At 45.6% G+C, this 12,227-nt stretch carries 12 protein-coding genes; 4 read left to right on the forward strand and 8 right to left on the reverse strand.

Annotated features, from left to right (window positions below):
- The first annotated feature begins 2 nt into the window (after positions 1-2).
- Positions 3-587 carry a YceI family protein gene (locus IUA53_RS19600; RefSeq protein ID WP_196897656.1) on the forward strand — a complete coding sequence of 195 codons (585 nt, stop codon included), beginning with the start codon at positions 3-5 and terminating at the stop codon, positions 585-587.
- 140 nt (positions 588-727) lie between these two features.
- Here IUA53_RS19600 and mdoH read toward each other — a convergent pair whose 3' ends face one another.
- Positions 728-2,710, reverse strand: coding sequence for a glucans biosynthesis glucosyltransferase MdoH (gene mdoH / locus IUA53_RS19605; RefSeq protein ID WP_196897657.1), 1,983 nt, complete (start codon positions 2,708-2,710; stop codon positions 728-730).
- On the reverse strand, positions 2,691-4,307 hold the full coding sequence (locus IUA53_RS19610) for a glucan biosynthesis protein (RefSeq protein WP_196897658.1): 1,617 nt from the start codon (positions 4,305-4,307) through the stop codon (positions 2,691-2,693). Before IUA53_RS19610 ends, mdoH begins: the two co-directional genes overlap by 20 nt.
- Positions 4,308-4,901: 594 nt before the next feature.
- On the opposite strand from IUA53_RS19610, the gene IUA53_RS19615 reads away from it, so the two are divergent.
- Positions 4,902-5,462 (forward strand): porin family protein, encoded by a 561-nt coding sequence (locus IUA53_RS19615; protein ID WP_196897659.1) that lies wholly within the window; start codon positions 4,902-4,904, stop codon positions 5,460-5,462.
- Between the two features lie 46 nt (positions 5,463-5,508).
- Here the strand turns inward: IUA53_RS19615 and IUA53_RS19620 are convergent, their stop codons facing one another.
- From IUA53_RS19620 to IUA53_RS19635, 4 genes are read right to left on the reverse strand one after another with little or no spacing between them, the layout of a single operon-like run.
- Complete coding sequence (locus tag IUA53_RS19620; protein WP_196897660.1) at positions 5,509-5,745, reverse strand: YheU family protein; 237 nt, start codon at positions 5,743-5,745, stop codon at positions 5,509-5,511.
- Positions 5,742-6,779, reverse strand: coding sequence for a hydrolase (locus IUA53_RS19625; protein WP_044058527.1), 1,038 nt, complete (start codon positions 6,777-6,779; stop codon positions 5,742-5,744). Before IUA53_RS19625 ends, IUA53_RS19620 begins: the two co-directional genes overlap by 4 nt.
- Before the next feature lie 13 nt (positions 6,780-6,792).
- Positions 6,793-7,302: a TIGR02444 family protein gene (locus IUA53_RS19630; protein ID WP_044058528.1), complete on the reverse strand. Its 510-nt coding sequence runs from the start codon at positions 7,300-7,302 to the stop codon at positions 6,793-6,795.
- Positions 7,289-9,226 (reverse strand): ATP-binding cassette domain-containing protein, encoded by a 1,938-nt coding sequence (locus IUA53_RS19635; protein WP_196897661.1) that lies wholly within the window; start codon positions 9,224-9,226, stop codon positions 7,289-7,291. The genes IUA53_RS19630 and IUA53_RS19635 overlap by 14 nt, the downstream gene beginning before the upstream one ends.
- A 118-nt stretch (positions 9,227-9,344) precedes the next feature.
- Here IUA53_RS19635 and IUA53_RS19640 point away from each other — a divergent pair, with 118 nt between their 5' ends.
- Positions 9,345-9,551 (forward strand): YheV family putative zinc ribbon protein, encoded by a 207-nt coding sequence (locus IUA53_RS19640; RefSeq protein WP_044058530.1) that lies wholly within the window; start codon positions 9,345-9,347, stop codon positions 9,549-9,551.
- A 199-nt stretch (positions 9,552-9,750) separates the two neighbouring features.
- Positions 9,751-10,872 carry a DUF748 domain-containing protein gene (locus tag IUA53_RS19645; RefSeq protein ID WP_044449079.1) on the forward strand — a complete coding sequence of 374 codons (1,122 nt, stop codon included), beginning with the start codon at positions 9,751-9,753 and terminating at the stop codon, positions 10,870-10,872.
- Here IUA53_RS19645 and IUA53_RS19650 read toward each other — a convergent pair.
- Positions 10,866-11,117: a SlyX family protein gene (locus IUA53_RS19650; RefSeq protein WP_044449081.1), complete on the reverse strand. Its 252-nt coding sequence runs from the start codon at positions 11,115-11,117 to the stop codon at positions 10,866-10,868. The two genes, IUA53_RS19645 and IUA53_RS19650, sit on opposite strands and share 7 nt — an antisense overlap.
- A gap of 8 nt (positions 11,118-11,125) precedes the next feature.
- Positions 11,126-12,118 carry a WD40 repeat domain-containing protein gene (locus IUA53_RS19655; RefSeq protein WP_196897662.1) on the reverse strand — a complete coding sequence of 331 codons (993 nt, stop codon included), beginning with the start codon at positions 12,116-12,118 and terminating at the stop codon, positions 11,126-11,128.
- Between the last annotated feature and the right edge of the window lie 109 nt (positions 12,119-12,227).

Here is a 12,227-nt window from a genome sequence, read left to right on the forward strand (position 1 = left end):
ACATGATTACAGCTCGAATTCGGACGTTGTCTGCTGCGCTTATTGCCTGTGGATTTGCTTTCCCTGCGATGGCTGACTGGAATGTAGACAAAGACACCAGCGCATTGCATTTCCTCTCTACTAAAAATGCACAAGTCACAGAAGTGCATCAATTTGATAGCTTCGACGGCAGTCTTTCAGACAGTGGAGCACTAAGTATTGAGGTAGATTTGGCCTCGGTAAATACTGCCATAGATATTCGCAATTCACGAATGCAAGAGATGCTGTTTAATGTCGCTGAGTTTGCAAAAGCCACGTTTGTTGCAGACTTACCTGCCACCCTCACAGACCTGGAAAATGGCGATGTGGTAGTGGCCAAAGTTGACGGCATCCTTACCCTACATGGCAAGGCCGTACCCACGACCTTTGCAATAAAAGCCAGTAAACTCGATGACGATACAATGACGGTAAGTACTGTTTCTCCTACTTTAATTAAGGCTGAAGCATTTGGCCTGACAGAAGGGGTAGAAGCATTGCAAAAGATTGCTGGGTTGAAAAGCATTACTACCACAGTACCAATCACGTTCTCTGTGACCTTTACCCGTTAAAGATAAAATGGGTATACGACTGCGCGACTCAGGTAGGTAGTGACCGCCGTGAAAAGTAGTGACCGCCGTGAAAGTCATAAAAAATCCGATATCAGTTGCCTGATATCGGATTTTTTGTATGCGTGAACGTCTGTTGTAACTTATGCGGCCTGTTGCTGAATACCCTGCATAGGCAGTGGCTTTTGATGTAACGCCTGTTCAGGCATTGTTACCCACAAGCTATCTGGTAGCGCTGGAACTTCCGCTTTATACTGAGAAATTGAGAAGTAATTCATGGCGACACGTAAACGCTTAAGTGCCATACATTCTTTTACTTCCTGGTCGATAACGAAAACACCCCAATTGCGTAAGCTAACACCTAGGTGAGTAGAACTAGACAAGCGGATAATAGGCGCCGCCAGTACCATCCCAATTAATACAGGAAGTAGCCACATAAACAGTGATGGCGTGTAGTAGAAGGTTGTCACGCCCCAAATTACTGCTAAACAACTCATTATTTGGGTATACTTAAAGGCCACAGACCAAGGCACCTTGCGTCCTTCACGTTCTTGGGCTTCCCATTTAACTGAATGGCCAATAAAGACACTGATCACAAAGTAGCTGTGATAAAACATCATGAGCGGGGCAATCAATACCGCCATTACAAGCTCTAAAATGGCGCTTTTAAGCAACGAAAAGGCGCCGCCAAACTCACTTCTACGCTTGATGAGCGCTAAGGTAATACCCAGTAATTTAGGTAGAAATAATAGCGCTGCTGTGCCCCACATTGTCACCATCATCATGTCTTGGCGTGCCACCTGCCAACTTGGGAAAAGTTGATATTCTGACACAAAGAAGTCAGGCACAGAAGTAGCACGAATAAGCGCATCTGCGGTACCTAGCGCCAGCATACAAAATAGTACAAGTGAAGAAATGTAGGCAAAAGCACCGAATAAAAAATGCAAGCGGTTAGCTGTTTTTAGCCCTTTCACCTTTAATAAACCCAAATGCTGAATGTTGCCCTGAACCCAGCGGCGATCGCGAATGGCATAATCGACGATATTACTAGGTACCTCTTCGTAACTGCCTGTGGTGTCGGTCAGTAAGTAAGCCTGCCAGCCAGCTCGACGTAAAAGTGCAGCTTCCACAAAATCGTGACTCAGTACTTCGCCACCAAACGGTGCGCGGCCTTCAAGGGTTGGTAGGCCACAATGCTGCATGAAAGGGGCAATACGAATGATGGCATTGTGCCCCCAGTAATTTGCACTGTCTGTCTGCCAAAACGACAAGCCTGTTGCCAGCATAGGGCTATAGAGATGCGCTGCAAATTGAACAAACCGACCAAAGAAAGTATCTTGGCGAACGGGCATAGGTATAGTTTGCACTAACGCCGTTTCTGGATTCTGCTCAATGCGGCGGGCAAGGTCTAACATGCGCTCACCACTCATGATGCTATCAGCATCCAGCACAATCATAGACTCATAGTTAGCTCCCCAACGTTCGCAAAAGTCTTTCAGGTTCCCCACTTTTCTATGGCTGTTTTCTTCCCGGCGACGGTAAAAAACATGACTTGCATAGCGGCCTAAGCGCTTAGTCATGCGGTTCCATGCACGCAGTTCTGCCTCAGCTTTCTGCTCGTCCCGTGTATCGCTTAACATAAAGAAGTCAAACTGTTCAGCCTGAGCGCTGCCCATGATTTCGCGTACACACGCTTCAAAACCTACCATAATTCTGCGGGTATCTTCATTGTACACCGGCATTACCACCGCGTGTTTTTGCACCAGAGGGCTATCTTGGTCTGGCGCACATTGCTTTTTACGGAGGCTAAGGGGGTCAATGTTGAACAACTGCAATACAAACCCAATTATGCCTGTCCAAAATGCCATGCATAACCAGGCAAAAAGGGTTAACCCAAGACCCAATTGGGCTATTTCAAGGTTCGTTAGCCCGTTGGGCAGAAATATCTCGTATAAACTCCAACCGGCCAGTGCCGTGCTTGGAATAACTAGCATTGCCATAATAAACAAACGCATATGCTCTCCTTTGGTGTTCAGGTGGCTATGGGTCGACGATGCGTCTGTCGACGGTTTCTTTGTCTGCAAACCTTCTTGCAAACCTAGGCTATTACTGTGGTTGGTAGACATAATTCCATACCTCGCTAATACGCTTGCCGTCTTGCTCGATGTAGGCCCGCATATCTACCGTTTGTTTCTCTTTGGGTTTCAAGAAGAATGTCGCTCTAACTTCTGCGCCATCTGCAACGGGGTGCATACGTTGCTTCGACACCTGACCGTTACTGGCTTGTACAATGAGTTTTGTCGTATCGCTGTTAAAGCTAAACCCTGAAGGCGCACTAAAGTCGATGCTAAATTGACGCGTCGTATTCAGTGATGCATCTTCAAATTCATCACCAGGCAACACCGCAGCCCCTTGGCGCGTGCGAACGACCGACGCCAACTCGCTCACAAATGGATTTTGTTCCACTGTGCTTAAGTTGTAAGAAAAATAGAGTGACTCACCCGATACAAAGGGCTTCTCAGGCGTCCAAAACGCAACAATGTTGTCGTGAATTTCAGAGTTCGTTGGGATCTCAACTACTTCTAAACGGCCTTTTTCAAACCCAGCCTCTGGTGTTACCCACAACCCAGGACGTAGGTGATAATTGGCCTCAGCATCGAGATAGTTGTCCCACTCGCCATCGCGCTGCAACATACCAAACCCTTTGGGGTGGCTGTCACTCAGTGATGTCACTTGTAATCTGCTAGGGTTAGTTAGCGGACGCCAAATTTCTTCACCGGCGTGCGTCACCATAAGTACACCATCGCTATCGTGGACTTCTGGGCGATAGTCGTCGTGACGTTTTTGGGTATTCTCACCGAACAAAAACATGCTGGTAAATGGCGCAATGCCTAACTTATCAACGTCTTCACGGGCAAATAACCAACTTTGCACTTTTACCTCTGTGTCGACACCGGGCTGAACAACGAACTTGTACGCGCCAGCCACGGAAGGGCTCTCTAATCGCGCATATACCGTAATAGGTTGACCTTCCTTCGGCTCAATTAACCAAAACTGAGTAAAATGGGGAAATTCTTCACCTTTGGATAATGCAGTGTCTATCGCCAAGCCTCTGGCAGAGATGCCGTACACTTGATTTTTGCCCACTAGACGGAAGTAAGAAGCGCCGAGGAACACCGCGAATTCATCTTTATATTCCTCATTTTTTATCGGGTAATGAAGGCGAAAGCCTGCGAAGCCATTTCCATCTTTCGTATATTGACCCAAGGATGACGCTTTACCATCGTAGCTAAACATCGCCTTTTCAAACGCGATTGGGCTTGCGTCATTATCTGCATCAATAACATTGACGGTCACTGGAAGTTGATACAAGAAACCAGGGTGAAAGAACTGAACCTCATAGTCATTTTCCCCATGCCACAAACTTTGTTCTGGCTTAAAACGAATAGCACGATAGGTTTGGTAATCAATGTCTTTCAATTTGTCATCAAGGCCATGATCATTTTCTTTATAGCTTTGCTCTGCAGACTGCTTTGCTTCATCAATAATAGACTGCAGAATAGGCGAGCTTTCGCCCGGTTGATTGTCTTGATTCACGTTTGTCGCTAATGCCCACGAAGAACCAAATACTGAAAACAGGGCGCCAACCAATAACGCCACACGACGGGTTGTCGCTATTGAAGTAAGTAATCTTGTCGTACCTTTTTGTCTTACCTTATACACCGTATATCTCCCTTAAGAAATAATGCGCTTTTGAGCCATTGCCCTAAAAAACAAGTTTGGGCTGCGTCCATCCGTTGAAAAATCCAGAACCGAAATGACCTTCAAATTTGCAAAAGCACAGGAAAAAAAGTGAAAGCTACACCTAGCAAAGCAAGAGCTGTTCCAATTGCATATTTTTATTAATTTACCTTTACTTTACATTGTCTTACGATCTAAATCCCCTGTAACCACGGTGCTAAACCATTGTGTAAATATGCGCCAACACTTAGACAAAAGGATATGTGTTGTGTATTTGCAACACATTCCTTCAGCGTATCGGCCCCTATGTGTAGGACAAGAACCTTTTCCTGTTCTGTTTACGCTAAAGCCGTTTGGTCACAAAAAAAGAAAAAGGCATGAAAAACAGATTGATAGATAGCTAATTTGGGTCGAATGTGGAACGCAAGCGCTCGGCTGGCAAGGCAATTGCTGTATGAGTTTCGTGGGATAAAGGTAGTCGCGTGTCATTGCCTATAGACAGTCACGGGACAACACAGCCTTTCCCATGTAACAACGAGGCAGATAATGATTATCTGTACATAACAAGGAGCATTTATGCGTAAAGCACTCACACTACTTACCGCACTTTTCACCTCAGTTTCAGCGACACTTTCCTTTCCAGCTCTGGCAGACACGCCAGATTGGCGATATGTAGAAGGGGGATACACTAAAATCGACTTCGACGATGATGAATCTTTTGAGCCAGATGGCTTCAACGTCTCCAGCCGATATCTTCTTAACAGCAATATATTTTTAAACGGTGAGTACAACCGCGTAGAAGAGGGCAGCTTTGATCTTGATCTTCTTACATTAGGTGCAGGTTATCGTATGCCTATCAATAGCACCACAGACGCCTATTTTACTGCCAACTTTGAACAGCTTGATGCTGATGCCACCGATGAGAATGGCTACAGCATCAATGCTGGTTTGCGTTCTATGGTGACAGAACAAATCGAATTAAATGGTGAAATTGGCTATTACGACGTCTTCGATGGTGAAGCCACGATAAAAATAGGGGCTAACTACTATGTCACCCCTCAATGGGCGTTTGGCGCAAGCTACAAATCTGTTGATGATTTAGACATACTTCAAGTGAACGCCAGATATGCGTTTTAATCCTTCCTTTCCTCAGGATGGTTAGCCGGTCACCCGACCGGCTTTTTTATTCTTCATCGTTACCGTTAGCCAAAACGTCCTCTTTTGGACGAATATCCACACTCTCATGAAGCTCTGAATACACCAATACAGCATCACCTGAATGCAGTGCGCTAAGGATTTGCTCAACTTTATCGGTAAGGGTAATTTCCTGTTCGCCATAGTCTGTGCCTTCTCGAAGTACGAAGGCTTCAGCTATGCTGTAAAGGGTGTCTTTTTCGATGGCGTCTAAAGGAATGATCATACGGGGTCCATATAAGGCGTGTCAGAATTGATAGGCAGCACTTCACTAACAAAGCGCTTTACCCGTTCATGTAACCAAACTTTCGGTTTTAAAATAGAGCCTTGCATAAAGCCTACATGCCCGCCACGTTCACTGAGTTCTAACGTGACACTGCGCGCTAACTCTTCCTCTTTTGGCACAATAAGGTGGTTCATAAAGGGGTCATCAATACTATGTAGAACCAATGTTGGGCAATGTATAGCACTTAGAAAATGATAAGCACTGCATTTTTCGTAGTAATCTTGTGCATCAGCAAAACCGTGCAGTGGCGCGGTAATTTTCTCATCGAACTGTGAGAAACTCGTCATGCTGTCTACATCGTCTTCCGTGAGTTGAATAAGCTTTCGGTAATCAATGTACGCCATCTTTTTCTTCAACGTGTTTTTCATGCTGGCGAGCAGATATTTTTGATAAACTCGGGAAAATCCATGATTAATCGACTTCGCACACTCAGACAGCTTCAAGGGTGACGACACCGCTACGGCGGCTTGCAGCCACTTTTGAGCAGGATTTTCGCCCAGTAGTTTCAGCAACATGTTTCCGCCCAACGAAAAGCCAATAGCCACTTTGGGCAGGGAAGGAAACTTGTCGTTAATCCATTGCAAAAAGAAGCTGGGATCTTCCGTTTCTCCCGAATGATAAGCTCTCGCCTTTAAATTAGGGACGCCACTGCACCCTCGATAATGCATCATCACGACTTGCCACCCGTTCACCGACAACGTGGCCATCATATCGTTGGCATAATGTGATCGGATACTGCCCTCTAAACCGTGAAATAGCACCACCACACCTGAGGGTTCCGCAGGTTTTGGCCCCCAAGCCACGTCAACAAAATCGTCATCGGGCAGCGTTAACCTCTCCATACCATAGGTTAAAGGCAACCGCTTTTGTATGAACCTAGGCCAAATGGTTTGAATGTGACGATTTTTCGCCCAAGTAGGAATACGAAATTGGCTTTTAACGATTTTTCCGTGTGCTAACGCAGATTTGCTCATAGTGTTTCTTATTTTAAGGTAGCGCTTTAATGATGGCGCTTAATAGTAATCGGGCTTGAGGCGCTTCTCGTAACGCATAGGCGTTAATAAATGCAGCAATGGACGCATTAAAGACATTTCCACCGACGGCCGCTTCTTTAGGTAGATACGACACATCGAATTGATTAAACTGCGCCAAAATTAGTGCTTGTTGTGCTTTTTCCAGCTCAAGTTCTTCCGCTTTCAAATCGTCGTATCGCGCTGAAACCTCATCCTCTTTTGGCTTTGCAGCATGCCGTTTGTGCCTATGCGCTTTTAATTGGTGTTCGCTGTCTTCTACACACTCAATCAATTGCTGGCATTGGGTTAGCGTTAAAATAACGCCTTCTTGCAAACACCAACACAACAACATAATAAGATTCACATTGACGCCAAACCTGTCTTGAAGGGTTAACGAGGCTGGGGCCACGTCATCAATAGCGTAGGTGATATAGCTATAACGCCAAAAGTCCGCCCTACTAAGTAATACCTCACTGTTTTTCATAGGCCGCTCTTTGTTGTTCCATGTGTTCTTGAGCGTCTAGCCATGCCATTTCATGCTCTTCCAATTGTTGTTTTATCGATGCTTGTTCGTCTAACAAAGCCATTAAATCCGCTTTTTTATCATCACTATATAACGTGCTATCCGCCAATAATGCTTCAACCTCGGCTAAACGCCCGGTGCATTTATTCAACGCTTTTTCATGTTTTTCGAGCGCTTTTTTAAAAGGCGCGATTTGTTTTCTAAACTCGGCTTCTCTGCGCTTTTCTTCTTTCCTGTCTATTTTACGTTCTTTTTGCTCACTCGGTTCGCTATTCGCTGCTTTAGCATCACTGTTCGCTTTGGCTTTGTCTTGTGCTTGTTGCTTTAAAATCCAGTCACGATAATCATCCAAATCACCATTGAACGTATCGACTTGACCGCTATCAACCAAATAGAAATCTTCACAGACTGACGTCAGTAAGAAACGATCGTGAGAAACCAGTACCATGGCGCCTTCAAACCCTTGCAAGGCCACATTTAATGCATGTCTCATTTCTAGATCAAGGTGGTTTGTCGGCTCATCGAGAAGCAGTAAATTGGGCTTTTGATAAACAATTAACGCCAAAACTAAGCGCGCTTTTTCTCCCCCAGACATGGGCGCCACTTCGCTTAGTGCTTCATCACCGTTAAACCCAAACCCACCCAAATAATCGCGTAATTGCTGTTCCGTGGCTTTCTCATCTAAACGCTGTAAGTGCAATATTGGCGTAGCCGAAGGGTCCAAGGTTTCAAGCTGATGCTGCGCAAAGTAACCAATTTTCAGCCCTTTTGCAGTATCAAACATGCCTTGCATAGGAGAGTGTACGCCAGCAAGCAATTTGATTAAGGTAGATTTACCTTGTCCATTTCGCCCAAGTAGGCCAATACGACTGCCTGGCACTAAGTTTAATTTAACCTGTTCCAACACAATGTGTTCGCCATAACCAAGCTGTACATGCTCCATGTTAACCAAAGGGTTGGGGAGGGCAGAAGGGGGCGCAAATGAAAAGCTGAACGGGCTGGCAGCATGGGCAGGCATCAGGGTTTCCATCTTTTCCAGCTGCTTTATACGGCTCTGTGCTTGCTTTGCTTTACTGGCTTTCGCCTTAAATCGCGTAATAAAGGCATTGAGGTGCGCTACTTTTTGCTGCTGCTTTTCAAACTCAAGGTTTTGCAAACGTAAGCGTTCAGCTCGCTGAGTTTCATACGCAGAATAGTTACCTGTGTAGGTAACCAGCTTTTGCTGCTCCACACTGATAATTTGTGCCACTGTGTTATCGATAAAGGCTTTGTCATGAGATATGAGTAATAGGGTGCCAGCGTAACGTTGTAACCACTTTTCTAACCAAATTACCGCGTCCAAATCGAGGTGGTTGGTGGGCTCATCGAGCAAAAGGAGGTCAGACGGACACAACAGTGCTTGCGCCAAATTAAGTCGCATACGCCAACCACCAGAGAAGTCTGATACCGGCGCGTCTAACTGCTGATTCGTAAAACCTAAACCAGACAAAATGGTGGCCGCCCTAGCTTCCACATCGTATGCGCCTGCTTGCTCTAATTGCCCATGAGCCTGAGCAATGGCCACACCATCTTCTGCATGTTCGGCTTGCGCAAGTAAGTGCTGTAATTGTCTGAGATGTTTGTCTCCGTCAATCACATAATCAATGGCTTTTCGGTCAGTGGATGGCGTTTCTTGGGCCACACTCACAATTTTCCAATCGGCTGGAATGGTACAATCACCGGCATCTAACGTTAATTCATGACGTAACAAGGCAAATAGTGAAGATTTGCCGCATCCATTGCTGCCAATTAGCGCAACTTTGTGGCCAGGAAATACTTGTGCAGACGCTTCTTCGAGTAAGACTTTGCGCCCTCTCATCAGCGATACGTTAGTGAGCTTTATCATCCGGTACCTGTATTGGAACAATTTAAGTGGCGTATAATACCAAAAACTCTCGTTAAAAGCTGATCAGCAACGGTCATTTCGCTGTATAATAGACTGATAACAAAGATTGAGATTTATTATGCAAAAGAGAGTAAAACGTCGCTTTGTGGCGGGCGCAGTTTGCCCTAAATGCCAAGAGCTCGATACTATTTCCCTCTACTATGAAAACAATGTAGAAAAGCTTGAGTGCGTGTCTTGTGGCTATCACGATGTTCAAACCGACGAAAGCGTGGAAGCGGTTACCCGAGAAAACGAAAACGTCATCGGCATATTTAAACCCCATTAAACATTGCCAAAGCTGGAAAATTTTACCCTTTTGACTGTAGAAGCCACACTGTTTATCTCTTCTTAGCCCGTGACTTCTTGGTTCCACCTCCCTCGCAAAGTCATTTTAAAACAAATAATTTCAACAACCTAGAGTGTATTCTTAATAGACATTTTATCTAGGCATACTCTTTGATGGCATAAGCCATAAGGAGATCACTATGCAACGTAACAATCGTCGAATCGTCATCAGTCTTTCCGTGGTACTGATTTTACTGCTTGGCGTAAGAATAAGCCTACCCTATGCCGCCCAATGGTATATAAACAGTACCTTAAGCCAGCCAGGGAACTATGATGGCCGCGTGGGAGACGTGGATATCATGCTGTGGCGCGGGGCTTATCGACTACAACATGTGCTTCTTTATAAAGCCAATGGAGAAGTGGAGCGCCCGCTTTTTCGAGCCAATTCGGTGGAATTCACCCTCATTTGGTCACAATTATTTAAAGGTGCCGCCGTTGGCAGTGTTCATCTCATTGACCCAGAAATTAACTTTGTGGATGGGGCAGACGAAAGCAAAGACCAAGTCGGTAAAAATGAAGATTGGTTGAACATAGCGAATCAGCTTTTCCCTTTGCGTATAGACGCACTGACCATAAAGCAGGGAAAAATTACCTTTTACAACCCTCAGACAAGCCCAGCCATTGATATTTCCCTGCATCAAATCAATGGCACGTTATCTAATTTAGTGAACAGCGACGCGTTGTCAGACAACCGCGTTGCTACCGGATCGGCCACAGCACAAACAGCCGACCAAGGTAGCGTAAAGGTGGACGCTTCACTCAATCCTGCCACGGCAAAGCCTACATTTGATATTAATCTTGAAGCTGACAATGTTGCGCTGGTGAACTTTAAGAACCTACTAGATACCTACGCCCCCTTTGATTTAGAGGCGGGCACCCTAACTCTCGCTGCCGAACTGGCGGCTGACAATGGCGAAGTAAAAGGGTATGTAAAACCGATTCTTCATCACGTAGAGGTCTTCTCGTGGAAAGGTGATATTGAAGAAGACGGCGACGGCCCAATTGAAGGCGGTATTGAACTTATCTCAGCATTCTTCACTGAACTGTTTGAAAACCAGAGTAAAGATCAGGTCGCCACACGCATCCCCCTTGAAGGAAACCTTGCCAACCCTGATACCAGTATGTGGTCTGCATTAGGCGCGCTGATTAAAAATGCCTTTGTGAAAGCATTGAGTGGCGATGTAGAAGATTCTGTTGAATTAGATACATTACCGTCGAAAAAACAAACGGATGCGTCTACCTCGCCGGCACGAAATCAATAGTGCGGCGGAGGCATTTCCTCAGATTGCTTTGCAATATTAGATGGCTGGATAGATTTAACACGGTCTATCACATGACGCACTTTGTAGTGTAAATCTTCAAGTTGCTTTTGCTGTGAGGCCAAGGCTTCATTTAACGCCTCTATCGTGTGCTCTTGAAAAGCCACCTTAGTTTGCAACTCTTCAATGTTGTTGTTGGCTATTGCAAGTGCTTCGCTTAGCGCCTCTTCACGTTTATTTTCGCTCATTAATTACTCTATTTTTCCCATTGCCAAACTTCGGCTAAACCGCTGCTGCTTTCAGTCACAATAGTACCATTGGATTGAAAGGCAACGCCATAGACAACTGCAGTGGGTGGCGACACAGACTCGCGGGAAGCCACTTGCCAATTCTCTTCTTGGCTACCATCTTCAACATTCCACAGATAAACCTGTCGCGAAGGCGAACCAGTAAGTAAATACTTACCATCTTTGGAAAACTCAGCGTCTGTGAAAATACGCTGGCGCGCAAAATACCGTAACGTACTCACAGGTTCACCGGTCTGCACATTCCAGATTTGCGATTTGTTTTGGCTGTCAGCGGTAAACGCGAAGCGGCCACTGTCATCTAGAGCCACCTTGCTCACCCGCGTGGGATGGGTAAAAGAATGGATTATTTGCCCAGTATCCGTGCTCCACAAATAGGCAATGTAGTCGTTGCCTCCGGTAAGGGCATATTTTCCGTTGGGCGAAATATCAATCGAATTTACCTTTTCCTGATGCCCTAGAAACTCTAAACGCCGTTGCGTTCGCGGCTCAAAGAACATCACCTTACCATTAGAACGAGCCACCAAAATGCCCTCACCGTTGTTGGTAACTGCCACATCTCGAATAGAAGCCTCGTCAATTCGCCAGAACCCTTCTGGCTCGCCAGTTTCCAAGCTCCACAGCGCAAAGGCTTCTCTATCTGCGGTAACCGCGTATGAATTATCGGCGGCGATGTGAATTGAAATGACTAAATTATTCCCTTCACCTTGATGACCCCAATGATAAAGCGGCTTTTCTTCACCAATGCGCCATACGTTCACACCATTATTGATGCCGGAAACAACAGCGAGAGTACCGTCGGTAGAAATATCTGCCGCATACGCCCCTTCTTCAACATGACGCCATTGCGTTAACGGTGTGGTTTCTGGCAGGCTACACCCTACCAATCCACAAACTAACGAGATAAGTAACAGTTTTGTGGGGAACAAATCAGCCCTAAACATAATCAAATGGGTTTCGCTTTGTGAGTGCTACGTTTAACATAGCACGGATCACGCATCTTTCACTATCGTGCACACTGCCTTAGATGCAGCAGTAAAGACACAGAAGCAT

Source organism: Alteromonas sp. B31-7 (assembly GCF_015767655.1).
GTDB lineage: Bacteria > Pseudomonadota > Gammaproteobacteria > Enterobacterales > Alteromonadaceae > Alteromonas > Alteromonas australica.

What these genes read in the sequence shown, in the direction of transcription:
- IUA53_RS19655 (WP_196897662.1), bottom strand. Translation starts at nt 12,118, where the DNA reads ATGTTTAGGGCTGATTTGTTCCCCACAAAACTGTTACTTATCTCGTTA.
- IUA53_RS19635 (WP_196897661.1), bottom strand. Translation starts at nt 9,226, where the DNA reads ATGATAAAGCTCACTAACGTATCGCTGATGAGAGGGCGCAAAGTCTTA.
- IUA53_RS19625 (WP_044058527.1), bottom strand. Translation starts at nt 6,779, where the DNA reads ATGAGCAAATCTGCGTTAGCACACGGAAAAATCGTTAAAAGCCAATTT.
- IUA53_RS19615 (WP_196897659.1), top strand. Translation starts at nt 4,902, where the DNA reads ATGCGTAAAGCACTCACACTACTTACCGCACTTTTCACCTCAGTTTCA.
- mdoH (WP_196897657.1), bottom strand. Translation starts at nt 2,710, where the DNA reads ATGTCTACCAACCACAGTAATAGCCTAGGTTTGCAAGAAGGTTTGCAG.
- IUA53_RS19620 (WP_196897660.1), bottom strand. Translation starts at nt 5,745, where the DNA reads ATGATCATTCCTTTAGACGCCATCGAAAAAGACACCCTTTACAGCATA.
- IUA53_RS19640 (WP_044058530.1), top strand. Translation starts at nt 9,345, where the DNA reads ATGCAAAAGAGAGTAAAACGTCGCTTTGTGGCGGGCGCAGTTTGCCCT.
- IUA53_RS19630 (WP_044058528.1), bottom strand. Translation starts at nt 7,302, where the DNA reads ATGAAAAACAGTGAGGTATTACTTAGTAGGGCGGACTTTTGGCGTTAT.
- IUA53_RS19600 (WP_196897656.1), top strand. Translation starts at nt 3, where the DNA reads ATGATTACAGCTCGAATTCGGACGTTGTCTGCTGCGCTTATTGCCTGT.
- IUA53_RS19650 (WP_044449081.1), bottom strand. Translation starts at nt 11,117, where the DNA reads ATGAGCGAAAATAAACGTGAAGAGGCGCTAAGCGAAGCACTTGCAATA.
- IUA53_RS19645 (WP_044449079.1), top strand. Translation starts at nt 9,751, where the DNA reads ATGCAACGTAACAATCGTCGAATCGTCATCAGTCTTTCCGTGGTACTG.